Source organism: Jejuia pallidilutea (genome assembly GCF_002973595.1).
In the GTDB taxonomy this organism is placed as follows: domain Bacteria; phylum Bacteroidota; class Bacteroidia; order Flavobacteriales; family Flavobacteriaceae; genus Jejuia; species Jejuia pallidilutea.
This window is the reverse complement of the sequence record NZ_PVEO01000006.1, coordinates 75,480-100,528: the sequence shown is the minus strand read 5'-3', so window position 1 is coordinate 100,528 and position 25,049 is coordinate 75,480. Positions and strand designations below refer to the sequence as shown.

Annotated in this window: 23 protein-coding genes; 17 read left to right on the top strand and 6 right to left on the bottom strand. The window is 33.5% G+C overall.

The window, feature by feature from the left end; genetic code table 11:
* The first annotated feature begins 30 nt into the window (after nt 1-30).
* Nucleotides 31-1,044 carry an L-glyceraldehyde 3-phosphate reductase gene (mgrA, locus tag CLV33_RS11175; RefSeq protein WP_105473979.1) on the top strand — a complete coding sequence of 338 codons (1,014 nt, stop codon included), beginning with the start codon at nt 31-33 and terminating at the stop codon, nt 1,042-1,044.
* A 1-nt stretch (nt 1,045) separates the two neighbouring features.
* On the opposite strand, the gene CLV33_RS11170 is transcribed toward mgrA, so the two are convergent.
* A complete protein-coding gene (locus tag CLV33_RS11170; RefSeq protein WP_045372578.1) occupies nt 1,046-1,720 on the bottom strand; it encodes a hypothetical protein in 675 nt (224 codons plus the stop codon).
* Nucleotides 1,721-2,247: 527 nt separating this feature from the next.
* On the opposite strand from CLV33_RS11170, the gene CLV33_RS17785 reads away from it, so the two are divergent.
* Nucleotides 2,248-2,379 carry a hypothetical protein gene (locus tag CLV33_RS17785; protein WP_262489617.1) on the top strand — a complete coding sequence of 44 codons (132 nt, stop codon included), beginning with the start codon at nt 2,248-2,250 and terminating at the stop codon, nt 2,377-2,379.
* Nucleotides 2,380-2,454: 75 nt separating this feature from the next.
* Nucleotides 2,455-3,012: an ExbD/TolR family protein gene (locus CLV33_RS11165; protein WP_105473978.1), complete on the top strand. Its 558-nt coding sequence runs from the start codon at nt 2,455-2,457 to the stop codon at nt 3,010-3,012.
* Here the strand turns inward: CLV33_RS11165 and CLV33_RS11160 are convergent, their stop codons facing one another.
* Together CLV33_RS11160 and CLV33_RS11155 are read right to left on the bottom strand one after the other, a co-directional pair.
* Nucleotides 3,013-3,417 (bottom strand): 3D domain-containing protein, encoded by a 405-nt coding sequence (locus CLV33_RS11160; RefSeq protein WP_170064010.1) that lies wholly within the window; start codon nt 3,415-3,417, stop codon nt 3,013-3,015.
* 37 nt (nt 3,418-3,454) lie between these two features.
* Nucleotides 3,455-5,443, bottom strand: coding sequence for an alpha-ketoacid dehydrogenase subunit alpha/beta (locus tag CLV33_RS11155; RefSeq protein WP_105474090.1), 1,989 nt, complete (start codon nt 5,441-5,443; stop codon nt 3,455-3,457).
* A gap of 144 nt (nt 5,444-5,587) precedes the next feature.
* On the opposite strand from CLV33_RS11155, the gene CLV33_RS11150 reads away from it, so the two are divergent.
* The 6 genes from CLV33_RS11150 (at nt 5,588) to CLV33_RS11125 (ending at nt 11,057) form a co-directional block, all read left to right on the top strand.
* A complete protein-coding gene (locus CLV33_RS11150; RefSeq protein WP_105473977.1) occupies nt 5,588-6,538 on the top strand; it encodes an isopenicillin N synthase family dioxygenase in 951 nt (316 codons plus the stop codon).
* A gap of 68 nt (nt 6,539-6,606) precedes the next feature.
* Nucleotides 6,607-6,936, top strand: a complete 330-nt coding sequence (locus tag CLV33_RS11145) for a translation initiation factor (RefSeq protein WP_105473976.1) — start codon at nt 6,607-6,609, stop codon at nt 6,934-6,936.
* Nucleotides 6,937-6,939: 3 nt separating this feature from the next.
* Entirely contained in the window at nt 6,940-7,884 is a 945-nt protein-coding gene (locus CLV33_RS11140) for a DUF1835 domain-containing protein (RefSeq protein WP_105473975.1), read from the top strand.
* A complete protein-coding gene (locus tag CLV33_RS11135) occupies nt 7,874-8,737 on the top strand; it encodes a nucleoside phosphorylase (protein ID WP_105473974.1) in 864 nt (287 codons plus the stop codon). The genes CLV33_RS11140 and CLV33_RS11135 overlap by 11 nt, the downstream gene beginning before the upstream one ends.
* Nucleotides 8,738-9,595 carry a substrate-binding domain-containing protein gene (locus CLV33_RS11130; protein WP_105473973.1) on the top strand — a complete coding sequence of 286 codons (858 nt, stop codon included), beginning with the start codon at nt 8,738-8,740 and terminating at the stop codon, nt 9,593-9,595.
* An 85-nt stretch (nt 9,596-9,680) separates the two neighbouring features.
* The gene (locus CLV33_RS11125; RefSeq protein ID WP_105473972.1) at nt 9,681-11,057 is read left to right on the top strand and encodes a TlpA family protein disulfide reductase; all 1,377 of its coding nucleotides are present in this window, start codon (nt 9,681-9,683) and stop codon (nt 11,055-11,057) included.
* A gap of 183 nt (nt 11,058-11,240) precedes the next feature.
* On the opposite strand, the gene CLV33_RS11120 is transcribed toward CLV33_RS11125, so the two are convergent.
* Complete coding sequence (locus CLV33_RS11120; RefSeq protein ID WP_105473971.1) at nt 11,241-12,800, bottom strand: NAD(P)H-hydrate dehydratase; 1,560 nt, start codon at nt 12,798-12,800, stop codon at nt 11,241-11,243.
* 342 nt (nt 12,801-13,142) lie between these two features.
* Between CLV33_RS11120 and thrA the strand changes: the two genes are divergently transcribed.
* The 8 genes from thrA (at nt 13,143) to CLV33_RS11080 (ending at nt 22,374) form a co-directional block, all read left to right on the top strand.
* Nucleotides 13,143-15,587: a bifunctional aspartate kinase/homoserine dehydrogenase I gene (gene thrA / locus CLV33_RS11115; protein WP_105473970.1), complete on the top strand. Its 2,445-nt coding sequence runs from the start codon at nt 13,143-13,145 to the stop codon at nt 15,585-15,587.
* A gap of 66 nt (nt 15,588-15,653) precedes the next feature.
* Nucleotides 15,654-16,577, top strand: coding sequence for a homoserine kinase (locus CLV33_RS11110; protein ID WP_105474089.1), 924 nt, complete (start codon nt 15,654-15,656; stop codon nt 16,575-16,577).
* Between the two features lie 44 nt (nt 16,578-16,621).
* Complete coding sequence (thrC, locus tag CLV33_RS11105) at nt 16,622-17,914, top strand: threonine synthase (protein WP_045372571.1); 1,293 nt, start codon at nt 16,622-16,624, stop codon at nt 17,912-17,914.
* A 60-nt stretch (nt 17,915-17,974) separates the two neighbouring features.
* Nucleotides 17,975-18,826 carry a glycerophosphodiester phosphodiesterase gene (locus CLV33_RS11100; protein WP_105473969.1) on the top strand — a complete coding sequence of 284 codons (852 nt, stop codon included), beginning with the start codon at nt 17,975-17,977 and terminating at the stop codon, nt 18,824-18,826.
* A 203-nt stretch (nt 18,827-19,029) separates the two neighbouring features.
* Nucleotides 19,030-20,004 carry a hypothetical protein gene (locus CLV33_RS11095; protein WP_105473968.1) on the top strand — a complete coding sequence of 325 codons (975 nt, stop codon included), beginning with the start codon at nt 19,030-19,032 and terminating at the stop codon, nt 20,002-20,004.
* A gap of 115 nt (nt 20,005-20,119) precedes the next feature.
* A complete protein-coding gene (locus CLV33_RS11090) occupies nt 20,120-20,737 on the top strand; it encodes a YqaA family protein (protein WP_105473967.1) in 618 nt (205 codons plus the stop codon).
* 63 nt (nt 20,738-20,800) lie between these two features.
* Nucleotides 20,801-21,091, top strand: coding sequence for a DUF3817 domain-containing protein (locus tag CLV33_RS11085; protein ID WP_105473966.1), 291 nt, complete (start codon nt 20,801-20,803; stop codon nt 21,089-21,091).
* The gene (locus CLV33_RS11080) at nt 21,088-22,374 is read left to right on the top strand and encodes a mechanosensitive ion channel family protein (RefSeq protein ID WP_042243557.1); all 1,287 of its coding nucleotides are present in this window, start codon (nt 21,088-21,090) and stop codon (nt 22,372-22,374) included. The genes CLV33_RS11085 and CLV33_RS11080 overlap by 4 nt, the downstream gene beginning before the upstream one ends.
* A 59-nt stretch (nt 22,375-22,433) precedes the next feature.
* On the opposite strand, the gene leuB is transcribed toward CLV33_RS11080, so the two are convergent.
* Together leuB and CLV33_RS11070 are read right to left on the bottom strand one after the other, a co-directional pair.
* Nucleotides 22,434-23,489, bottom strand: a complete 1,056-nt coding sequence (gene leuB / locus CLV33_RS11075) for a 3-isopropylmalate dehydrogenase (RefSeq protein WP_045372569.1) — start codon at nt 23,487-23,489, stop codon at nt 22,434-22,436.
* 17 nt (nt 23,490-23,506) lie between these two features.
* On the bottom strand, nt 23,507-25,027 hold the full coding sequence (locus CLV33_RS11070) for an alpha-isopropylmalate synthase regulatory domain-containing protein (protein ID WP_105473965.1): 1,521 nt from the start codon (nt 25,025-25,027) through the stop codon (nt 23,507-23,509).
* Nucleotides 25,028-25,049 lie beyond the last annotated feature (22 nt).

Genomic DNA, 25,049 nt, shown 5'->3' with positions numbered 1-25,049 from the left:
CTACCTTTGTTGTATATAAACTAAATAGACATGCAAATAAACGATAAATCCCAAACCATTGAATACTTAGCGTCTCCCAAACGTTATAATATCATGACATATAAAAGAACAGGAAAAAGTGGTGTATTATTACCCGCTATTTCTTTAGGGCTTTGGCATAATTTTGGCTTTGTAGATAACATTCAAAATGCTAGGGAAGTATTACGTTGTGCATTCAATTTAGGTATTACACATTTTGATTTGGCCAATAATTATGGCCCACCTTATGGTTCAGCTGAAGAAAATTTTGGAACCATTTTAAAGCAAGATTTTAAATCGTACCGTGACGAATTATTTATAGCTAGTAAAGCAGGTTTTGATATGTGGCCTGGGCCTTACGGTAATTGGGGATCTCGCAAATATTTAATGGCTAGTTTAGACCAAAGTTTAAAACGTATGGGGTTAGATTATGTTGATGTATTTTACCACCACAGACCAGATCCTAATACACCTCTAGAAGAAACCATGGGTGCCTTAACCGATATTGTGCGTCAAGGAAAAGCCTTATACGTAGCCATTTCCAATTACCAGCCAGAAGAAACAAAAAGAGCTGCCCAACTTTTAAAAGCTTCCAACACACCTTTTATATTGCACCAAGCACGCTATTCTATGTTTGATCGTTGGATTGAAAACGGACTTTTAGATACTTTAGAAGATAACGGTATTGGATGTATTACGTTTTCGCCTTTAGCACAAGGCATGTTAACCGATAGATATTTGAATGGTATCCCAAAAGATTCTAGAGCAGCAAAAAATTTAACGTATTTAGATAAAGAAACTGTTGAAAGTAACATCAAAAAAATTAAAAGTTTAAATGAGGTTGCCCAAAAACGAGACCAAAAACTATCGCAAATGGCCATTGCTTGGATTTTAAGACATCCTCAAGTAGCTTCGGTTTTAATTGGTGCAAGTTCCTCTAGTCAATTACAGGAAAACGTAAAAGCTTTAGATAATTTGAGTTTTACGGATGAAGAATTAAAATTAATTGATGGGATTGTACAGTAAACTACAATTTATTTACAATAACAGTAACTTTAACCCCAGTTGCTAATGCCCAAACTTTACTGGAGATAGATTTGTTATTATCATCTACAATACGGTATTCAGCGGTGTTTGGTCCCGAAGATCCGGTATTAATAGCCTGAAATACTATTTCATTTAAACCATTTTTTAAGTCGAGTTTAAACCCGCTAAAACCTTGGGTTAAATAAACTCTTGGTTGTATAACATCGCCATTTACATAAACACGCAGTAAATCGCCATCTATAGCAGAATAGTCTCTATAAAGTATACGTACGGATTTAGATGTGGTATTGTAATCGCCCCAATATGCATCCTCTTTTAAACCGGCATTTTCACCATGGCCTTCTGGAAGCAAGGTTTTTTCTATTTTTTCTAGTTTTTTAGTATATAATTCACCAGGGTTACCAAATTCCTCTTGAGGAAACATAGAGAATTCTTTTTTTGGCAATTCTAACTTTCCAATAACATTAGGTTTAGTTACACCATCAAACTGATTGTTTTTTTCAAGTTTTTCTGGTGCAATTTTTTTACTCTCGGTAGAATCCTTAGGCGCTTCAATAGCAGGAATAATAGTGCCAGATTTCTTTTTAGAATCAATCTGCGCACTTAAACCAATGCTGAAAACTAAAAATAAAAACGATGTTAATAGTAATTTCATGTATACTCTAACTATGGGTTAAACCTATAGAAATGTGTTTCAAAGATATTTCTTTATCCTAAAAAACATAACTATAAGTCCATATTTTATAACTATTTAACAATAATTATACCTAAATACTATAAACGCTTCTACTCTGCTTTAAAAATTTACTTTCAAAACGTTAAAAATTGTTAATTTATTACTTTGTTATACATAGTACTGTAACAAAAAATAACATGGGTCGTCTATTTAGTATAATCAATTAAAAAACAACAATTATGAGAACTTTAAACAGTAACCAAGTAACCGAAACTTTAAACAGTACTAAATCTAACTTATGGAATAAAAAGAGACGTTACAGATAATTGTATCTTTTATTCCTAACAATTTATTTCATCAATCAAAAAAAAAATCATGAGAACTTTAAACACAAATCAAGTAACTGAAACATTAAACGGTACAAAAACCAATACATGGAACAGCAAGAGACGTTATAGAATATAACGTCTCTTAAAAAACTTTCATCAATCATCAATCTATCTCAAATGAAATCAATCATCAAAACACCAAAACACCTTAAAGGTATTACCGAAGAAAATTTATTTGCCAACAAGCGCATCTTAAGTTTCCCAAGTCATCAAACATTTTGGACTCGACTACATCATAATATGCGCTAATGATACGCTCCTGGTTTTTGGTATTGTTTTTGTATTTTAACAATGCATTAACAATAATTCTAAAACATTAAAATCATGAGACGAGCAAAAGCACACCCAGAAGTAAATGCGGGGTCTATGGCAGACATCGCATTTTTATTATTAATCTTTTTTCTAGTAACAGCGGTAATACCAAAAGACCAAGGGATTTATCGTAAACTTCCAAAAGAGTGTCCTCCCGGACAGGATTGTAATATTCCTATTCCAGATAGAAATATTTTAAAAATTGCAATAAACGCTAACAATGAAATTATGGTAGACGATGCTGTTGTTTCTGTTTCTGAAGTAAAAGCATTAGCCAAAAATTTTATTGATAACAATGGCGACGGTAGTTGTGCCTATTGTAATGGGAGTAAAACTAATACATCTTCAGACAACCCCACAAAAGCTGTAATTTCATTACAGTCGGACAGAAGCACAAATTACAATCAATTTATTGAAGTGCAAGACGAACTTACCAAAGCCTATTTTGAATTAAGAAAAACCTACAGCGAATCTGTTTTGAAAAAACCAATAGATAAATTAACTGAGCAAGAAATATTGAGGTTAAAAAACGCTTATCCGTTTATTCTCTCTGAAGCAGAGACAAGATAATCAGTCGTCTATTGGAATACCATAGTCTATACAAACACGTTTTTTGCCCCATTTTTTAGCGCGTTTTACGTCCTCGCCCATGTAAACATCTATTCGGTTTTTCCAACGCGAGTGCATTTTATCTTTCACCAAATATATACCCTCTAATCCTTCTATGATTACGGGGGTATTGTGTGTTAAGCCCAAAGCCAATAAATCTCTAGATACCGCAATGTATTTAAGTCCTGGTTGTAAACTATCTCCAAAAGCAGTAATATTAGGGTCACTATCCGTTTGATATTCTAAGGAATTATAAGCAGATGCAGTTACCATTCTAGAGTGCCAATTATAAGCATCTTCTTTGTTTTCTGTAGTTGTTTTACAAGAAAATATTATTAAAATGATGATGACAAGTAAACGTTTCAAAACTGTAGCGTTAAGTTGTTTAAAGATAAACAATATCTTAATATTCTAAAAGTTTTAGTAATTCAGTTTCAAACCGTTCTTTAGGTAAATATTGGTCTTCCAAGGTTTTAGCAAACGGAATTGGTGTTTCTATACTCGCCACACGTTTTACTGGCGCATCTAAATATTTAAAACATTCCTCCATAATCAATGCCGAAATATCACTAGCTATACCGCCAAATAATGAATCTTCTTGTAAAATAATCGCTTTACCTGTTTTCTTTACTGAATTAAATATGGTTTGGGTATCTAATGGCTGTAGTGTGCGTAAATCTATAATATCTGCTGATACTTTAGGATACTTTTCTAAACACTCTAAAACCCAATGAACACCTGCGCCATAGCTAATAACTGTAATATCTTGTCCGGTTCTTATTAGGCTAGCCTTTCCAAAAGGCAACGTAAAATAATCTATTGGTACATGTTGGCGCACGTTTCTGTACAAGCCTTTATGTTCAAAAAACAATACTGGATTTGGATCGGTAATAGCTGTATTTAATAACCCTTTTGCATCGTAAGGAAATGCCGGATATACCACCTTCAACCCCGGGGTTTTAGTAAACCAAGCTTCGTTGGTTTGTGAATGAAAAGGACCTGCACCAACGCCTCCGCCACATGGCATCCGTATCACTATATCGGCTGCTTGTCCCCACCTGTAGTGAGACTTCGCCAAATAATTAACTATAGGGTTGAAGCCAGAAGATACAAAATCTGCAAATTGCATTTCTACAACACTTTTAATTCCTGCAATAGATAAGCCCATGGCGGTTTCTACGATAGCAGATTCACAAATAGGCGTATTACGAACGCGGTCTTTACCAAAAGCTTTTACAAAACCTTCAGTAATTTTAAATACACCGCCATAATCTGCTATATCTTGCCCCATAATAATCAAATCATTATAACGCGCCATACTTTGTTTTAAACCTTCAGAAATAGCATCTACAAATCGTATATTTTTTGAATTTGATTTACATGTAATATGCTTGTATTCAAATGGTTTAAATACGTCATTTAATTCATCAATTAAATTTGCGTCTATAGCTTCTTCATTAAATGCAACTTCTAGATGTTCATTAATTTCATGAACTATCCTTGTTTTTATTTCTACTTCAAACGCCTCATCAATTACATTTTCTTCTTTTAAATAACTTTGAAAATTTTCTAGAGGATCTTTCTTAGCCCAAGCGTCCATTAAATCCTGTGGTACGTATTTGGTGCCGCTTGCTTCTTCATGCCCACGTATTCTAAATGTTTTAAACTCTATTAATACAGGACGTGGATGTTTGCGAATACTATTGGCAATTGCAGTAACCTTGGTGTAGACTTCAATAATATTATTACCATCAATACTATGAGATTCCATACCATAGCCCACACCTCTATCTGCTAGATTTTCACAATTGTATTGCTCAGAGGTTGGTGTAGACAAACCATATCCGTTATTTTCTATGCAAAACAAAACAGGTAACTGCCATACAGATGCAACGTTTAACGCTTCATGAAAGTCGCCTTCGCTTGTACCACCTTCACCTGTAAATACTGCGGTTACATGTTTTTTAGATTTTAATTTTGAAGCCAAAGCAATACCATCGGCAACGCCTAACTGTGGCCCTAAATGCGAAATCATTCCTACAATCTTATAGTACTGCGTACCAAAATGAAACGAACGGTCCCTACCTTTTGTAAACCCAGATGCTTTTCCTTGCCATTGCGAAAACAATTTGTACAACGGTACATTTCTAGTGGTAAACACTCCCAAATTTCGGTGCATTGGCAATATATATTCTTCGGGGTGCAACGCCATGGTAACACCCACAGCAATGGCTTCCTGCCCTATTCCAGAAAACCATTTGCTAATTTTGCCTTGGCGTAACAATACCAGCATTTTCTCCTCAATCAGCCGAGGTTTTAACATGTTTGCGTAAAGTTGCCTTAAAATATCAGTTGATAATCCATTGGCATAATATTTTATGTAAGGCTGCATTTTTGAGGTTTTCATAAAGAAGCACTTATTTTACTATCAAATATACTTTAATTTGATTTTATTAATGCAAAAATTGCATATGTTTCAATAATTATTGAATTGAATGTTTTGTACATTTGTTGTCATTACCATACATTTTAACTTATGAATAATATACCTAGTGTAGATTTACACGATTTTATTTCAGAAGATCCTAACAGAAAACAAAAATTTGTAGATGCTATAGGAAAAGCATATGAAGATATAGGATTTGTAGCGCTTAAAGGCCATTTTTTAGACGATGACTTGGTTGAAAATCTTTATAATGAGGTGAAAAACTTTTTTGATTTGCCCGTGGCCACTAAACAGAAATATGAAATTCCTGAAATTGCAGGACAAAGAGGTTATGTTTCTTTTGGAAAAGAAAGTGCCAAAGGGAAGAAAGAAGGCGATTTAAAGGAGTTTTGGCATTTTGGGCAATATGTGGATGAGAATGAGAAAAAAAAATATGGTTACCCAGATAATGTTAATGTAGAGGAATTACCAAACTTTAATGCCGTTGGAAAAGAAGCCTATAAAATGCTAGAGAAAACTGCTAAATATGTATTAAGAGCACTAGCACTACATTTAGGTTTAGAAGAAACCTACTTCGATAAGTATATACATAACGGAAATTCTATTTTAAGACCTATTCACTATCCGCCAATTAAGGAAGAACCCAAGGAGGCTGTTAGAGCCGCAGCACATGGCGATATTAACTTAATTACACTGCTAATGGGCGCCCAAGGCCGTGGTTTACAAGTGCAAAACCATAAAGGGGAATGGCTAGACGCCATTGCTGAACCCGATGAACTTATGATAAATGTTGGGGATATGTTATCAAGACACACCAATAACAAACTAAAATCTACAATACACCGTGTGGTAAACCCACCAAAAGAACTTTGGGGCACATCTCGGTACTCCATTCCATTTTTCATGCACCCTGTAAGCGATATGAAACTTGATGTGTTAAACAATTGTGTAGATGAAAATAACCCAAAACAATTTGAGGATATTACTGCTGGAGAATTTTTAACCGAACGTTTAATTGAACTAGGACTGATTAAAAAGTAGGCAACCCTCAGTCTTCTGTAGGCAGTTAAATACTGCAAACTTAAGACTGCAAACTGAAGACTTAACACATGGATTTACAAGACCAATTAAAAAACCTATTTCCCGACCATAAACCAGAAGACACCCCAAAGGAAACTTCTAAAGCTTCTGATATTTGGATGCAAGACGATCCTATTATTTGCAAATACGAAAAACGAAAAGGAAAACCAACTACTATTCTTGAAGGTTACACCGGTGCTACCGAAGATTTTAAAGCTCTAGCTAAAGAGATAAAAACACAGTTGAGTGTTGGTGGGAGTTTTAAAGATGATAAAATAATTATTCAAGGCGATTACAGAGATAAAATTATGCAAATACTAAAAGATAAAGGGTTTAATGTAAAGCGCGTTGGCGGATAATTTATGAGTAAACAAATTTTACATATAAGTAATGGCGGTAGCTTAACAGCCTATTTAAAAGAGCTGCAAATTGAAGGCGAAATAGTTACTTGGCAGGAAATGCTTTGTGAAGGTCCTACACAGTTTTTAGTACATTCAGATGAACTCATAAAAGCAAGAAGAGCATTTCTAGGAGAGTTTTATAATGTTGATTTAGATTTAGCAAAAGTAGACTTTGCATTGAAACAGCTAGATAATGCCAACGAACGTTATACCGAAGTTGTACTTTGGTTTGAATACGATTTGTTTTGCCATATTAACATGCTTGCCGTACTAAATTTATTGCAACAGAAAAAAATAAACCTTCCCACCTATTTAGTATGTAGTGGAAGGGTTCAAGGCTATAAAGAACTTAAAGGTTTGTCTGAACTCAGTTCTGGACAACTCATGAAGCACTACAAAAACAAAACCAAGTTAACCGCAGAAGATTTAGAACTCGCTGTAACACTCTGGCAAATCTATTGTGGTGTAGATCATAATCTGTTCAAACCATATATTGTAAAATCTTCTTCATTTGAGTATATGAGCAATTGCTTAAAAGCACATCTAGAACGTTTTCCAGATGTAATTACTGGCCTAAATGTGTTAGAAACCAATATTTTAAAACTCATTAAAGAAAATACTATTAAATCTAAACACCATTTATTAGGTTACGCCCTAAACTACCAAGGTTTTTATGGCTATGGCGACATACAGCTACAGCGTATTATAGACAATTTATCGCCTTTTTATTCTGTAAATACAGACCATGTAGAGCTCAATAGAAAAGGGCATGAAGTATTGCTTGGTCAATATAACGCTTCAAAAGATTACAAAGATAATATGGTATTTGGTGGTGTTAAAAAAGTAGCATTTCAGTTTAGTAAAATAGAAAATAAACTTATAAAGTCCCCATTACATGTCAATTAAAGCATCCGAACTTATTTTAAATCCAGATGGTAGTGTGTATCATCTCAACCTAAAACCAGAACACATTGCAGATACTATAATTGTTGTGGGCGATCAAAATCGTGTTGATTTGGTAAGTCGGCATTTTGATACTGTAGACTTTAAAATACAAAAACGAGAATTTAAAACCCATACTGGCACCTTAAATGGCAAAAGAATATCTGTAATTTCCACAGGAATTGGCACTGATAATATAGATATTGTTATAAATGAGCTAGATGCCCTTGCAAATATAGATTTTGAAACAAGAACCATTAAGCAACACCTCACAAGTTTAAATATTATAAGAATTGGTACCTCTGGTGGTTTACAACCCAATATCCCAATAGATTCAATTGTTGTAAGCGAATATGGTTTAGACATAAACGGGCTGCTGCACTCCTATCAAACAGAGACCATCTCTAATCTAGAAATGGAAGATGCTTTTATCGCGCATACCAATTGGAATTCCAATAAGGCAAGACCTATTATAGTAAAAGGTTTTAAGTCGTTATTATCTAAGTTTGAAAGTGATGTTACATCAAAAGGGATCACTGCTACTGCAAATGGATTTTACGGTCCGCAAGGGCGTGTTCTTAGGTTGCAATTAGAAGATGCGGCATTAAATAAAAAAATGGATAGTTTTAATTTTAAGGGTGTAAAAATTACAAACCTAGAAATGGAAACTTCTGCAATTTATGGTTTATCGCATCTGTTAGGCCATAATGCAATATCGCTAAATGCCATTATAGCAAACAGGGCTAATGGTACGTTTAGCAAAAACCCACGTAAAGCAGTAGAAGATTTGATTACATATACTTTAGATAGAATTTAAATGAAAAAAGTAAATATTGGCGGTGTACCAGAACACTTTAATCTGGCTTGGTATTTAACACTTAAAAACGGCGAATATAAAGACCAAAATATTAATCTTAGATGGCACGATTACTATGGTGGCACTGGCGCAATGAATAAGGCACTTCGCAATGGCGACATAGATATTGCTGTTATTTTAACCGAAGGTATTATTAAAGATATTATTGCTGGAAATTCCAGTAAAATTGTGCAAACTTACGTGCAAACACCACTTATTTGGGGAATTCATGTAGCGCATAATTCTAATTACAAAACCATAGAAGATTTAAAAGGTACTAAGGCAGCTATAAGTAGATATGGCTCTGGCTCTCATTTAATGGCATATATTAACGCTCAAAATAATAATTGGAATTTAGAAAAAGATTTAGATTTTGAAGTGATACAAAATTTAAATGGCGCTGTAGAAGGATTAACTAATGGGAATGCCGATTATTTTCTTTGGGAAAAATACACAACGAAACCATTGGTAGACAATGGTATATTTAGACGTATTGATGATTGCCCATCACCTTGGCCATGTTTTGTAATTGCTGTGCGCAATGAGTTTATTGAAAATAATACAGAGGAGCTTAAAACAATTTTAAACATTATAAATACTACCACTCAAGAGTTTAAAAATATTCCAAGTATTGATAGAATGATAGCCAATCGTTATGAGCAACAAATAGAGGATGTTCAAGAATGGCTAGCCATAACAGAATGGTCTCAAAGCAATATAGACGAACAAACCATTATGAGTGTTCAAAAGGAATTAAAAGCCTTAGATATTATTCCTAAAATTGTTAATTACCGCGATTTAGTTCATGATGTACAATAAATGACCTCAATGCTTTAAACTAGTGTTAATTAATTTCTTAGAACAGCAACAAATATTTATTTTCGTAAAAACTTAAAATAAACCAATGAAAAAAATTCTTACCCCCTTAATCTTTCTAACTCTTTTAGCTTGTGGTAAAAACGAAGGAAAACCTTTAGATTATGCAATTGTTTCAGGAAAAATTACAAACAAAAATGGTGTAGTTACCATTAATAGTTTTGATAGGACCTTTAGTGAACCCCTAAAAGTGTCTGCCGATGGTAGTTTTACAGATACCTTAAGCACAGATAAAAGTTCTTATGTAATTTTTGATGGCAAAAATCCTGTATTTATTTATTTAGAACCAGGTTATAATTTAAATGTAACTTATGATGTTAAAGACTTTGAAAACACAATAACCTTTTCTGGTGAAGGCGCCCAAGTTAATACCTACCTATTAGAAAAGAACAAAAATGAAAAGGCATTAATAGGTAATCGTTTTGAGGTTTATAAATTAAATGAAGCCGACTTTAAAGCAAAATACAAAGCCATTAAAGCTTCTAGCGACAGTTTACTAGAAACCTTTAAAGACATTCCAGAGGACTTTAAGGTTTTAGAAAAACGAGACTTAAATTACAACTATCTTGCTAGGTTAAATGAATATGAACCTTATCATAAATATGTAACCAAAAATGATGATTTTAAAGTGTCTGATAGTTTTTTAAAAGAATTGGATGGCATTGATTATCAAAATGAAAAAGATTATTTTTTCTCGGAAAACTACAAACTACTTCTTACCAGCCATTACAGAAAACAGGCAGAAGCATTGGCAAAAAAAGAAGGTATAGCTAACGATATTGCCTTTATTAAAACCATTAGCAATATTGAAAACGAGAAAATAAAGAATGATGTATTGTTTGTATTTGCTAACACTAGCATGAGTTATTCTAAAGATGTAGAGGCATTTTATAAGTTGTACTCAGATAACTCGAATAATGACAAAAACAACGCAATAGTAAAAGAAAAATACGATAAGCTTACCGGATTATCCAAAGGGAAACCATCACCCAAATTTGTAGACTACAGAAATCATGCTGGCGGCACAACATCCTTAGACGATTTAAAAGGTAAATATACTTATATTGATGTATGGGCTACTTGGTGCGGGCCGTGTATTAGGGAAATTCCTGCCTTAAAAAAGGTTGAAGCAGATTACCATAATAAAAACATTCAATTTGTTAGTGTTTCTATTGACAAGGAAAAAGACTTTGAAACTTGGAAAACTATGGTAAACGAAAAAGAACTTGGAGGTGTTCAACTATTTGCTGATAACGATTGGAACTCTAAGTTTGTAAAAGATTACGAAATACAAGGTATTCCAAGATTTATTTTAATAGATCCTAATGGCAATATTGTAAGTTCTAATGCACCAAGGCCTTCAGATCCAGCTTTAAGAGATTTATTTGAAGAATTAAATATCTAATTCTTTCGTGTAACAACAGTATTAAAAAAAGTAAGACCAAAAACGTCATTGCAAAATCCGATACTTCGGGAGAACAATGACGTTTTATTATTGTAGTTGTTTTTATTAAATTTCTGAATGAAAAATCCATAATAGCATTACGAGAACGCAACAAATCAAGTAATCTAAAAAAACTTTATTCAACTATTTTTTCGTTTCTTCTTTTGCTTCTTGTGGCTGAGGCGTTTGCTCAGGTTGCTTAAACAAATCTATAAAGGCTTCACCTAAATAGTCTATTATATGACTAGCAAGTAAACTTTGGTATCCAAAATCTTCAACAGCAATATCAGCAGACTTTCCATGTAAATACACACCAAAAATAGCAGCTACTGATGGATGATAACCTTGGGCCACTAAACCAGTAATAATTCCTGTAAGCACATCGCCTGTACCGGCAGTTGCCAAACCAGGGTTGCCAGTGGTGTTTATAAAAAGTTTTTCATTAAATATAGTAATGGTATTAGCGCCTTTTAAAACTAAAATAAGCTTGTACTTTTTAGATAAAGCTTTTGCTTTATTTAGTTTGTCAAAATCGTCTGTCCACGCGCCTATTAATCGCTCTAACTCTTTAGGGTGAGGTGTTAAAATGCAATGTTCTGGCAGTAGCTTTAATAATGATTTCTTTTTAGAAAGTATATTTAAACCATCGGCATCAATTACTAACGGTTGCTTGTTGGTTTTTAAAAAGGCTTCAAAAGCGGCTATGGTTTTTATATTGGTGCCTACTCCTACCCCAAATCCTATAACGGTTGGTTCTATTTCAAAATCTATAGCCGTTAGTATTGCTTCATCTTTATCTGTAATAACCATTGCCTCAGGGAATGACGCCTGTAAAGGCATATAACCACATTTTGGCACATAAGCAGAGACTAAACCTGCACCTGCCGATAAGGATGCCCTACTTGCCAAAGTTACGGCGCCAATTTTGCCATAGCTACCGCCAATAACCAGTGCATGACCAAATTCCCCTTTGTGCGAAAACTTATCTCTTGCTATGTAATTGGGCAAAACCTCATGTTTTCCAATAAGTTGCGCTTCGGTTTCGGTGGTATAGAGATATTCAGGATCTAAACCAATATCTAAAACTTCCCATTGTACTGTATATTTTGCAGTTTCGGGCAAAAAGAAAACGAGTTTAGGGGATGCAAAACTTAAAGTAAAACCTGCATAAACTACAGCTTCCTTGTCTTCAACTGCCTTATCTGGATACAAACCAGAAGGAATATCAATCGATAAGGTAAATGCCTTGGTTGCTCTAAAATGTAGGAATAGTTGTTTTACCCAATCCTCAATAGGTCTATTTAAACCTATACCAAAAACAGCATCTACAATAATATCATTAGCGTTAATTTCAGGAAAATCATCAGCACATTTTAATAAAGTAGGCCATTTTTTAGTTACGTTTTTAATTCTATCGTAGTTCACTAAAAAATCCTTGGAACGTTTATCGCTACAGTTAACTACATAAGTGTTTACATTATAGCCATGGGTTACTAAATGTCTTGCTAAAACTAAGCCATCGCCACCGTTATTTCCAATGCCGCAAAATACATGCACAGGTACCTGTGCACCTTGCATACGGGCATGCATCCAGTTAAAAATTTGGGTGCCTGCGCGTTCCATTAATTCTGTTGATGTAATATTTTGTCGTTCTGCAGTAAGTTTATCGCCTAAGTATATTTGTGCTTTAGAAAATATCTTCATAAAATCTAGATTATTGATTTTTCAATTCTCATCGAGAATAGTCGTTTTTTTTAAACGAAAATTTATCGATTGTAAGAATATTGTAAAAAAATAGGTTTTGTTTTTTTATTAGGTTAAAAGTAATACTTTTGAAATGTTTTATATAACGAGAAATGATTCATTTAAGCCAAAATATACATCTTACAGTGTTTTTTAATTCTTCAAACACAACTTCTATTTTAGCTACAACTACAAATACAACAACCCCTTGGGGTTACTAGTTATATATTATTCAAAGGTTTCGTGTAATTTTTATAATTACATTTTTTCAAGTTTTAAGTTTAAATTTCAATTCATTATATAATGAAGGTTTTAAAATTCGGTGGCACTTCGGTTGGTTCATCAAAAAATATAAATAAAGTCATTAGCATATTAGATGCTTATGCAAAAGAGAGTAAAGTAGTTTGTGTGGTTTCTGCAGTTGGAGGAATTACCGATAAATTACTGCTAGCGGGTATGCAGGCACAAAGTAAGGATAACGCTTTTAAAGCTACGTTCCAGATTATTAAAGATGTGCACTTTAGCATTATTAAAGAATTAAATCCAGACAATAGTTCTTCAATTTTAAATTATGCTGAAGAAAAGCTTAATGAACTTGAGAGTTTATTAAACGGTATATTTTTAATTAATGAAATATCTCCAAAAACCTCTGACAAATTAGTGACTTTTGGTGAGTTGCTTTCGTCGTTTATTATTGCTGAGACAATGAAAAATAGAGGTTTGTCTGCTTATAGAAAAAACGCTCAGGAATTAGTGGTTACTAATGCCAACTTTACAAAAGCAGAGGTTGATTATAGTGTTACCAATGCTAATATTAAAGATTATTTTAGTTCTGCTAAAGAAAACATTACCATTCTTCCTGGTTTTATTGCGCGATCTACATTTGGAGAACAAACTACTTTAGGTCGTGGTGGTTCAGATTTTACAGCGGCAATTGTTGCTGCGGCATTACATGTAGAGCAGTTAGAAATTTGGACAGACGTTAGTGGCATGTTTACCACAAACCCTAAACTGGTAAAACAAGCACGCCCTATAGAAACCATATCTTATCAAGAAGCAATGGAATTATCGCACTTTGGCGCAAAAGTATTGTATCCGCCAACAGTGCAGCCCGTTTTAGATTTAAACATCCCCATACATATTAAAAACACCATGGAACCAGAGGCTGTTGGCACCATTATTTCTAATGAGTTTGTAGCCTCAAATAATCCTGTAAAGGGTATTAGTAATATTTCAAACATTGCGCTGCTAACCTTACAAGGTAGTGGAATGGTTGGTATTCCCGGGTTTTCTAAACGTTTATTCGAAACGCTTTCTAACGAAAAAATTAATGTAATTTTAATTACCCAAGCATCATCTGAACATTCTATTTGTTTAGGTATTGAAGCAAAAGATGTCGAAATTGCTAAAACCGCTATAGATATTACTTTTGAAAACGAAATTGCACTTCATAAAATAGATCCTATACAGGTTGAAACAAATTTATCAATCGTAGCCTTAGTTGGAGACAACATGAAAAACCACCAAGGAATAAGTGGTAAAATGTTCTCTTCCCTAGGTAAAAATAATATTAATATAAGAGCGATTGCGCAAGGTGCTTCAGAGAAAAATATTTCTATTGTTATTGAGGAAACCGATGTTAAAAAGGCCTTAAATACATTGCACGAAGTATTTTTTGAAAGTATTACTAAACAATTAAATGTTTTTATTACAGGCGTTGGTAATGTTGGGGAACGTTTGGTTGAACAAATTAAGCAACAAAAAAAATACCTTAAAGATAATCTTAAAATAAATTTACGTGTTGTAGGATTATCTAATTCCAGAACCATGATGTTTAATGGCGGTGGTATTAGCTTAAAAAACTGGAAAGAAGACTTGTCTAACGGTGAAAAAGCATCTTTAGAGGGCTTTTTTGAAAACGCTAAATCACTAAATTTACGTAACAGTATTTTTGTAGATGTTACAGCCAATAAGGACGTAGCTGGGTTGTATGAAAAATATTTACGCGAAAGTATTGCTGTTGTAGCATGTAATAAAATTGCCTGTTCTAGTACTTTTAGTAATTACAAAGAATTAAAACGTTTGTCGCTTAAATACAATGCACCTTTTTTGTTTGAAACTAATGTTGGCGCGGGTTTACCAATTATTGATACCTTGAGCAATTTAATAGCCTCTGGAGATAAGGTAACCTCTATACAGGCCGTATTATCTGGAAGTTTAAATTTTGTATTCAATAATTTTAACGACACCACAAAATTTTACGATGTAGTTAAACAAGCTGCAGCAGAAGGTTACACAGAACCAGACCCAAGAATAGATTTAAGTGGTGTTGATGTGGCACGTAAAATTTTAATTTTGGCAAGAGAAAGTGGCGTAACTATGGATTTAGAAGATATAGAAAATATACCATTTTTATCAAAAGCCGGTTTGGAAAGTAATTCTGTAGACGACTTTTACCAAACATTAATAGACGATGAAGCGCATTACCAAAGTTTATTTGCTTCTGCGAAAGCTAAAGATTGTCAATTAAAATATGTTGCTAAATTTGATAACGGAAAAGCTAGTGTAAGCTTACAGGAAATCCCAAAAGGGCATCCTTTTTATAATTTAGAAGGTAGCGATAATATTGTTATGTTTTATACAGAACGTTATTCGCAACAACCTATGATTATTAAAGGCGCTGGTGCTGGTGCCGATGTTACAGCCTCTGGCTTGTTTGCAGATATTATAAGACTAGGCAATAATTAAATGGAATTATACAAAGAAAGTTCTATATCCTGTACTAGTGCCGCAGAACATTATTTAATAGAAAAAATGAACGAAATTAGAATATTTTCACCAGCAACCGTAGCCAACGTATCTTGTGGTTTTGATGTTATGGGCTTTTGTTTGGATACCGTTGGAGACGAAATGGTAATTCGTAAAATAGATAAAAAAGGAATATTTATAACTAAAATTGAAGGTTTCGACTTGCCTTTGGAGACCAAGGCAAATGTAGCCGGAGTTTCGGCATTAGCTATGTACGATGCCATTAATGTTGATTATGGTTTTGAAATAGAAATTTATAAAAATATAAAACCTGGAAGCGGTATAGGTAGTAGCGCCGCAAGTGCTGTAGGCAGCGTGTTTGGTATGAATGAGTTAATAGGAAGACCATACAATAAAACACAGTTAACCGAATTTGCTATTAAAGGAGAAGCCTTAGCAAGTAAGTGTGAACATGCCGATAACCTAGCACCTGCCCTTTTTGGTGGTTTTACACTTGTAAAAAGTGTGTCGCCACTAAAAGTTCTAGAACTACCTACACCAAAGGATTTGTATGCTACCATTATTCATCCACAAATTGAAATAAAAACCTCTGAATCTAGAGGATTATTACCTAAGCAAATTGACTTAAGTGATGCTATTACGCAATGGGCCAACCTTGGGAGTTTTGTACACGCTTTGCATACTAGCGATTACGCTTTAATACAAAGCGCATTAAAAGATGTTATAGTAGAACCATACAGAAGCAAATTAATACCACTATTTACAGAAGCAAAAAGCGCTGCTTTAGATGCTGGTGCTTTAGGCTGTGGTATTTCAGGTTCTGGTCCCTCTATTTTTTCATTAAGTAAAGGGTTGGATGTAGCTAATAATGTAAAAGCAAGTTTAGAAAATGTATACATGGATTTAGTAATTGATTATGATATTCATGTTAGTAAAATAAATACTGAAGGGGTTAAAATTATCTCTTAACAAATTAAAAAATAAATATCTGTAGGCTCAGGTATTACTGGACAATGAACTACTACTCACTCAACAAACAAGCACCTAAATCAACATTTAAAAATGCTGTTATAAAAGGTTTGGCACCCGATAAAGGTTTATATTTTCCTGAAAGCATATCACCACTACCAAAAGTTTTTTTTGATACTATTGATGATAAATCGTATTCTGAAATAGCATACGAGGCCATAAAACAATTTATTTTACCAGAAATTCCTGAAGAGGTTTTAAAAACCATTGTTGAGGAAACATTATCTTTTGAATTTCCCGTTGTTAAACTAAACGAAAATATATCTACGTTAGAATTATTCCATGGGCCTACTATGGCTTTTAAAGATGTAGGCGCACGGTTTATGGCACGTTGTTTAGGGTATTTTAACCAAGATAATAACAAAGAGGTTACCGTATTAGTAGCAACTTCAGGAGATACGGGTGGCGCTGTGGCTAACGGTTTTTTGGGTGTAAAAGGTGTTAATGTTGTAATCCTATACCCTAGCGGAAAAGTAAGCGATATTCAAGAAAAACAATTAACAACCCTAGGACAAAACATTAAGGCGCTTGAAGTTAATGGTACTTTTGACGATTGTCAAGCCATGGTAAAAACGGCATTTTTAGATAACGCACTTACAAGCCAAATGCAGTTAACGTCTGCAAACTCCATAAATGTAGCACGTTGGTTGCCACAGTTATTCTATTTTATGTTTGCATACAAGCAATTACATAAAACATATAATAACATTGTTTTTTCTGTACCTAGTGGTAATTTTGGTAACGTTTGCGCAGGTATGATGGCACAACAATTAGGTTTACCAATACACCATTTTATTGCATCAAACAATGTAAATAACGTAGTAACACGCTATTTAATTTCACAATTATACGAGCCAAAACCATCCATACAAACCATAAGTAATGCCATGGATGTTGGTGCACCGAGTAATTTTATTCGCATACAAGAGATTTATAAAAATCAATTTGAAGTTTTAAAAGAAAATTTATCTTCTTATAGTTTTACAGACGAAGAAACGAAAGAAGCTATGTTAGAAATCTACAATCAATATAACTATGTTGCAGATCCTCATGGTGCTGTGGGATACTTAGGTTGTAAATCTTATTTAAAGGAAAACCCGAATGCACATTGTGTTTTTTTAGAAACAGCACATCCTACTAAATTTTTAGATGTAGTAGAAGACGTTATAGATAAAAAACAACCTTTACCAAAACAAATACAATCTGTTATGGGGAAAGAAAAGAAATCAACTGTTATTTCAACTTATGAAGATTTAAAAGCGTTTTTGTTAGAGTAGATTATCTGTATTGTAGGATTTTATGCTAAATTTACTTTTCATTTTAAAGCTAGGAATTAAGTGAAAAAAATATGTTACATAATAATTATCATAGCATCCACCTGTATCATCTATATTGCTTTATCACTTTCTCCAATTTTTTTTAAGAACATTCCTAATACAAACCCTAATCCTGAATACAAAATAATAGCGCACAGAGGCGCTTCTAGTTTAGCGCCAGAAAATACCAAGGCAGCCATAGTTAAAGCTTTAAAACTTAAACCCCATCGTATAGAAGTAGATGTACAGCAAACTAAAGATAGTACGGTTGTTTTAATGCATGATATTACGCTAAATAGAACTACTGATGGTGAGGGATTAATAAAGGAAAAAACTTATAGAGAACTTTCTAAACTAGATGCAGGCAGTTGGTTCTCAAAAGCGTTTACAGGTGAAGAAATTCCGAAATTAGAAACCATTATTCAATTAATTAACGGTAAATGCGAACTTATAATTGAAATTAAAAAAGGACATGATTTTTACCCGAATATAGAAAAGCATATACTAAAACTTATAAAAAAGTATAATGCTGAAGATTGGATATTTATTCATTCTTTTGATGATAACGTTTTAATGACAATACACGAGCTAAACCCTAATATAGCAATTCATAAATTGTTTGTCGGTAAATTAAAATTCACTCCTTTTATAGTTTCTAACACAATTGACAGGTTGGATTTAGAGAAGTATAATTACATTAAAGAGTACAGTATTAATTATGCGTTTGCAAACAAAGCTGTAATAAAACATTTAAAATCTCACGGAAAAAAAGTAAATGTTTGGACGGTTAACAACCCAAAAACAGCTGAGGCACTTATTGGCCTTGGTGTAGATGGCATTATTACAAACAACCCAGAATTATTACATAAATAACTTTATACTGATACACTCTATAATTTCCACAAAAACTATTTTAACATAACATAATAGTACCTTTATCCATCTATTTAAAAAAATTTAATACGATAAATAACGTGGTAATTTAAAAATTACCTAAAAAAAGTAATGGTCTATAAATTAGTTTATTGTATATTTATTTGATAGACTTTTTCTACAGAAAATAAAATATTTTTTTTATGGCATCCCTCACGCATAGCAAAAAACAAAGCCTTCTTCTAAGTTTCTTTATTTACTGTTGGGCTACATTATCGGTAGCTAGCCAAAATACCCCTGTATTTTCAGCTAAAGGATTGTATTATGAAACACTAGTTACAAAAATTTTTAAAGGCGATTTTATCAATATTCCTTTTGATAGGGATGAAACTACATTTGTTTTACTTCTTAACGAATATATTGATGCATATGCCATAAATTGTGCTAATAGCTTGCCTGCAAACAAAGTAGAGCTTATGCGAGCAGAATGTGTAAGAGAAAGAGTTACTAAAGATGGTTATGGTTGGGAAATTAGTAGAACCTGTGTAGAATGGGTAGACGTTGGCAGAGGGCTTTATGCTAAACCCGAAATGCGTAATGCACAAGAAGTTATTGAAAAATCACAATCTGTTGATGCGTTTCGTAATATGTATAAAATGATGTCTCAAAAAAATCCTGTTGGAGAAGCATTAAGTTTGGTAGACAAAGCAAAAGCCATAAAATCTGATATGGCTACGTTAATAAAATTAAATGGTTGTAAAAGTGATGGCTTAATGCGCTTTGAAGAAAATTTACGCAGGTTTGCCACCAATAAACAGCCCATATTAGTAAATGGTGAGGAAGCAAGAAAAGTATCTATTTCTATTAACAACCAAAATTTTTCGAAATTAGCAGAAGATTTGGTTTATGAGCATTCAAAAAAATGGGCTATGAACCAATATAGACGTGGAAGTATTACCAATGCTACCATAACTAAAAAAGACGAACAAAACAGACCAATGGAAATGACCGCAAGATACCGCTACACTGGCTGGAGTGGCGAAAGTACTGGTACAGTAAGAATAACTTTTGTTGAAGGATTACCAGAATGTCTCTATTTTCATGATTTTCCATCAACTTGTAGAACTGCAGACAGAAAGTTGGTTGCGCAATTTGCTAATGGTTCATATAAAAAGTAGAATATCTCACTGCGAAATAAGGTGTTATAATTTTAGTTAAAAAATCACTAATTAACATTATTTATTTTTTGATTTTACTATTCACTGCTATATTTGCACGCCTTGAGTTATTAACATGAAACCGAAATCTAAAACAAAAAGCAGTAAATCTCGCTTAAAATTACTTCATCAATATTATAGCTATACAGGCTTTTATAGTTTTGTATGGCAAGCCGTAAAAAATGCGCTACCCTACATTATTGGTGCTATAATTGCAATTTATACCATAAATCATTTTTTTGATATTAATGCTGCGTTAATAAAACTTACAGAACTACTACCCTCTTATGGTGTGCTTAGTTTCTTTTTTGTTTCAGAAACTCTTTTAGGCTTAATTCCACCAGAAATTTTTATTGCTTGGTCTGGAAAAATGCCTAATCCTTGGGGATATTTAAGTATTCTAGCCGTATTATCATATGCAGGCGGTTTGCTAGCTTATGTTATGGGGCAAATGATTACTAAAATACCTTCAGTTCATAATTATCTAGAAGTAAAAATGCAAAAACAATTAAAAAACTCTAGAAAATGGGGAGGGTTTTTAATAGTTGTTGGTGCATTATTACCGCTGCCGTTTTCAATTTCTTGTATAGCAGCTGGTATAATTAAGTTTCCTTTTAAAATTGTTGCCTTATTTGGTCTACTTCGTTTAGTTCGTTTTGTAATTTACGGACTTATCATCTTTAACACCTTATAAAAAAATCTTAAATCGTAGTATTTTGTAGTTGTTCTGTTCTACTTTTGCAGAAAATACAAGCCTATGTTTTCTTTTTTAAATACCTTTAGAGTTGTAGCCTTACTAGAAGGCGTATCATATATACTTTTGCTATTTATAGCTACACCTATTAAATATTTAGCAAACGACCCACAATACGTAAAACTTTTAGGCATGCCACATGGTTTGTTATTTGTAGCTTATGTAGCAATTGCTTTTTTAATAAAAAACGACCTTAACTGGACAAATAAAGAATTTGCAATAGTACTTATAGCTGCAATTGTACCATTCGGAACATTTTATATCGATAAAAAATATTTAAAAACAGTTAAATGATTCAAACCGAAAATATTAATAACACCACTACTGAAAAAGCTGTAACGCTTAAACATTGGGTGTTTAATAAATTAACAGATTATGGACTTTCTGAACAAGCTGCGGAATACCTAAACATGTTAATACTATTAATTGGTTTACTACTTATAATATTTATAGTTGATATTGTTATTAGAAAAATACTTATTGGTGCGTTTTCACAATTTGCAAAGCGCTCCAAAACTAATTTTGATGATCTTTTAATTTCCAATAAAGTTCCTAGAAATATAGCGCATATTATTCCGCTCCTAATAGCGTTAGAGTTTGTTCCTGATGTTTTTGCCGATTTTTATAATTTTGAAATCATCATTGAAAAAGGCTTAAAAGTATTTGCCATAATACTAACTCTTTGGATAGTTAGAAGCGTACTGCATACAATCAAAGATTTCTTAAAAACCTTACCAAGACTAAAGGATAAACCTATTGATAGCTACATACAGGTTTTTATGATTTTTGCGTGGTTAGCAGGTATAATGTCCGCCATTGCTATTATTACAGACATACCCTTCTTAAAGTTTTTAACTGGAATGGGGGCTATTTCTGCAGTTATCATATTAGTGTTTAAAGATACTATTTTAGGTTTTGTAGCCAGTATTCAAGTATCTATAAACGATATGGTACGCATAGGCGACTGGATTACATTTGAAAAATATGGTGCCGATGGTGACGTGATAGAAATTAACCTTGCCACGGTAAAGGTTCAAAACTTTGATAAAACCATAACCACTATACCAACATATGCCTTAATTTCAGATTCATTTAAGAACTGGAGAGGCATGACAAATTCTGGTGGAAGACGCATTAAACGTGCGGTAAATATTAAACAAGATAGTATAAAATGTTTAACCGCTTCCGATATAGAGAAACTTAAACATATACAACTTATAAAGCCTTATTTAGAAGACAAACAAAAAGATGTTGAAGCCTATAATAAAAACAACAATATTAATAAAGAGCTGCTTTTAAACGGTAGAAACCTTACTAATATTGGGGTATTTAGAAAATATATTCAAACATACATTGAAAACCATTCTGCCATAAATAAAGATATGACCATAATGGTACGACAACTTGCACCAACTGCTCAGGGTTTGCCTATAGAAATTTATGCATTTAGCAGCGACAAACGCTGGGTAAATTACGAATATATAATGGCTGATATTTTTGACCATGTTCTGGCTGCTGTTCCTTATTTTGGCTTAGAAATTTTTGAGTTACCTTCATCACTCAATCTTAAAAATTAAAAAAAGCCCCACAGGTTTTTATACCTGTGAGGCCTTCTATTAAAAAATAGTTTAATGTTCTAAATATTAGCGGCTAACCAGTCACCAACTTCTTTAGTGCCATAGGCTTTTCCGCCATCTGCTAAATCTTCGGTAACAACACCTTTGTTTAAAGCTTCGTTTACAACCGATCTGATAGCTTTTCCTTCTTCCTGTAAACCAAAGTTTTCAAACATCATGGCCGCAGATAATACTGTTGCCATAGGGTTTGCGATGTTTTTACCAGTAGCTTGTGGGTAAGACCCGTGTATTGGCTCAAACAAACCAATATCCGACCCCAAAGACGCAGAAGGCATTAATCCCATAGACCCTGAAATTACAGAAGCTTCATCTGTTAAAATATCTCCAAAAAGGTTTTCGGTAATTAATACATCATAGCTATTTGGCCATTGTACCAAACGCATTGCTACAGCATCAACAAATTCGTAACTAACTTCAACCTCTGGATAATCTTTTTCCATAGCTTGTACGGTTTCACGCCACAGTCTAGAAGTTTCTAAAACGTTAGCTTTATCCACACAACATAGTTTTTTAGAACGTGTCATTGCTAGTTCAAAACCTTTTTTAGCCAAACGCTGTACTTCTGCCCTTGTGTACACACAATTATCATAAGCAGTTTCACCTTCATCTCTTCTCCCTTTTTCACCAAAGTAAATACCGCCTGTAAGCTCTCTTAAAAATACCAAATCTGTACCTTCTATACGCTCTTTTTTTAATGGTGATTTATCTAATAACGAGGGAAATGTAAACGTTGGTCGTACATTGGCAAATAAACCTAAAGCCTTACGCATTTTTAACAAACCTTGTTCTGGACGAACTTTGGCAGATGGATCATTATCAAACTTTGGGTGACCAATGGCGCCAAATAATACCGCATCAGAATTTTTACAAATTTCGTGTGTTTCGTCTGGATAAGGTTCCCCAACAGCGTCAATTGCCGCAGCACCCGTTAAGGCTGGTTTCCAATTAATCTCATGTCCAAATTTTTTAGCAACCGCATCACTAACTTTTACTGCTTGCTCTATAACTTCTGGTCCAATACCATCTCCCGCTAAAAGCGCTATGTTTAATTTCATTTGTTTGGTTTATATGCTTAATTAATAATAATATTTAACATTTTTTCTGTGGCTTTAATAGCAGACACCGTTTGGTCTGAGTCTAGGCCACGTGTTTTAAACTCTTTACTTTCGTTTTTCCACGTAATTATAGTTTCACACAACGCGTCAGAGTTACTTCCTGGAGGGATTCTAACAGCGTAATCTATTAATTGAGGTAGTACAATTTTCTTCTTTTTAAATACGTTTCTTGTTGCATTCATAAATGCATCAAACTGTCCATCTCCTTGAGAATTAGCTTCAAACGTTTCACCTTCTATGGTTATAGATACAGTTGTAGAAGGTTTTAAACCTTTTGAATGTGTTAAAACATAGGAGTTAACCGTTACTTTTTCTTCGTAAGTTCTGTCTAAAACATCTGAAATAATATAAGGTAAATCCTCTTTAGTTACTACTTGCTTTTTATCGCCTAACTCTATGATACGTTGCGTAACCTTCTTTAAATCCTCGTCGTTAAGCTGTAGCCCTAATTGTTGTAAATTCTTTTGAATGTTTGCTTTTCCAGAAGCTTTTCCCAATGCATATTGGCGTGTTCTTCCAAAGCGCTCTGGCATTAAATCGCTAAAATAGAGATTTTTCTTGTTGTCTCCATCTGCGTGAATACCAGCAGTTTGGGTAAACACATTGGCACCTACAATAGGTTTATTGGCAGGAATCATTACACCAGAGAAATTTTCAACCAACTTGCTTACCGTATACAGTACTTTTTCGTTTACGCCCATTTTTATGTCGGGCATAAAATCGTTAATAACCGCAATGGTACTGCTCATTGGAGCGTTTCCAGCACGTTCTCCCATGCCATTTACGGTTAAGTGTAAACCATCGGCTCCAGCTTTTAGGCTTTCCATAGCGTTTGATACGCCTAAATCGTAATCGTTATGGGCATGAAAATCGAAATGTAAGTCTGGATATTTGTCTTTTATTTCTTTTATAAAATTGAAGGATTCTTGCGGAGTTAATACCCCCAAAGTATCGGGCAACATAATTCTAGCAATATTTTGAGATTTTAAAAACTCTAAAAATTCAAAAACATAAGCTTTAGAATTACGCATGCCATTGCTCCAATCTTCTAAATAAACATTGGTTACAATTCCTTTTTCTGAGGCCAAATCAACTACTTCTTTTACTTCGCTAAAATGTTGATTAGGTGTTTTTTTAAGCTGATGAGTTAAATGGTTTAATGAACCTTTAGTTAGTAGGTTTTGAACCTTTGCTCCTGCTTCTTCCATCCATTGTAATGAAACTCCATTGTCTACAAAGGTTAAGACTTCTACTTGTTCTAAATACCCATTTTCAGCAGCCCAATCTGTAATATCTTTTACTGCTTGAAACTCCCCTTCAGATACTCTAGCCGATGCAACCTCTATGCGGTCTACTTTTAATTCTTCTAGTAAAAGTTTCGCAATAGTTAATTTTTCTGAAGCAGAAAACGATACGGTAGAGGTTTGTTCTCCATCGCGTAACGTTGTATCCATTATTTCTATTCTTCTTTTAGGCATCGAGAGTTTAATAAATTCACAA

Excerpts from the sequence above, each read along its gene's own strand:
- mgrA (WP_105473979.1), top strand. The coding sequence starts at position 31 with ATGCAAATAAACGATAAATCCCAAACCATTGAATACTTAGCGTCTCCC.
- CLV33_RS11170 (WP_045372578.1), bottom strand. The coding sequence starts at position 1,720 with ATGAAATTACTATTAACATCGTTTTTATTTTTAGTTTTCAGCATTGGT.
- CLV33_RS17785 (WP_262489617.1), top strand. The coding sequence starts at position 2,248 with ATGAAATCAATCATCAAAACACCAAAACACCTTAAAGGTATTACCGAA.
- CLV33_RS11165 (WP_105473978.1), top strand. The coding sequence starts at position 2,455 with ATGAGACGAGCAAAAGCACACCCAGAAGTAAATGCGGGGTCTATGGCA.
- CLV33_RS11155 (WP_105474090.1), bottom strand. The coding sequence starts at position 5,443 with ATGCAGCCTTACATAAAATATTATGCCAATGGATTATCAACTGATATT.
- CLV33_RS11150 (WP_105473977.1), top strand. The coding sequence starts at position 5,588 with ATGAATAATATACCTAGTGTAGATTTACACGATTTTATTTCAGAAGAT.
- CLV33_RS11145 (WP_105473976.1), top strand. The coding sequence starts at position 6,607 with ATGGATTTACAAGACCAATTAAAAAACCTATTTCCCGACCATAAACCA.
- CLV33_RS11140 (WP_105473975.1), top strand. The coding sequence starts at position 6,940 with ATGAGTAAACAAATTTTACATATAAGTAATGGCGGTAGCTTAACAGCC.
- CLV33_RS11135 (WP_105473974.1), top strand. The coding sequence starts at position 7,874 with ATGTCAATTAAAGCATCCGAACTTATTTTAAATCCAGATGGTAGTGTG.
- CLV33_RS11130 (WP_105473973.1), top strand. The coding sequence starts at position 8,738 with ATGAAAAAAGTAAATATTGGCGGTGTACCAGAACACTTTAATCTGGCT.
- CLV33_RS11125 (WP_105473972.1), top strand. The coding sequence starts at position 9,681 with ATGAAAAAAATTCTTACCCCCTTAATCTTTCTAACTCTTTTAGCTTGT.
- CLV33_RS11120 (WP_105473971.1), bottom strand. The coding sequence starts at position 12,800 with ATGAAGATATTTTCTAAAGCACAAATATACTTAGGCGATAAACTTACT.
- thrA (WP_105473970.1), top strand. The coding sequence starts at position 13,143 with ATGAAGGTTTTAAAATTCGGTGGCACTTCGGTTGGTTCATCAAAAAAT.
- CLV33_RS11110 (WP_105474089.1), top strand. The coding sequence starts at position 15,654 with ATGAACGAAATTAGAATATTTTCACCAGCAACCGTAGCCAACGTATCT.
- thrC (WP_045372571.1), top strand. The coding sequence starts at position 16,622 with ATGAACTACTACTCACTCAACAAACAAGCACCTAAATCAACATTTAAA.
- CLV33_RS11095 (WP_105473968.1), top strand. The coding sequence starts at position 19,030 with ATGGCATCCCTCACGCATAGCAAAAAACAAAGCCTTCTTCTAAGTTTC.
- CLV33_RS11090 (WP_105473967.1), top strand. The coding sequence starts at position 20,120 with ATGAAACCGAAATCTAAAACAAAAAGCAGTAAATCTCGCTTAAAATTA.
- CLV33_RS11085 (WP_105473966.1), top strand. The coding sequence starts at position 20,801 with ATGTTTTCTTTTTTAAATACCTTTAGAGTTGTAGCCTTACTAGAAGGC.
- CLV33_RS11080 (WP_042243557.1), top strand. The coding sequence starts at position 21,088 with ATGATTCAAACCGAAAATATTAATAACACCACTACTGAAAAAGCTGTA.
- leuB (WP_045372569.1), bottom strand. The coding sequence starts at position 23,489 with ATGAAATTAAACATAGCGCTTTTAGCGGGAGATGGTATTGGACCAGAA.
- CLV33_RS11070 (WP_105473965.1), bottom strand. The coding sequence starts at position 25,027 with ATGCCTAAAAGAAGAATAGAAATAATGGATACAACGTTACGCGATGGA.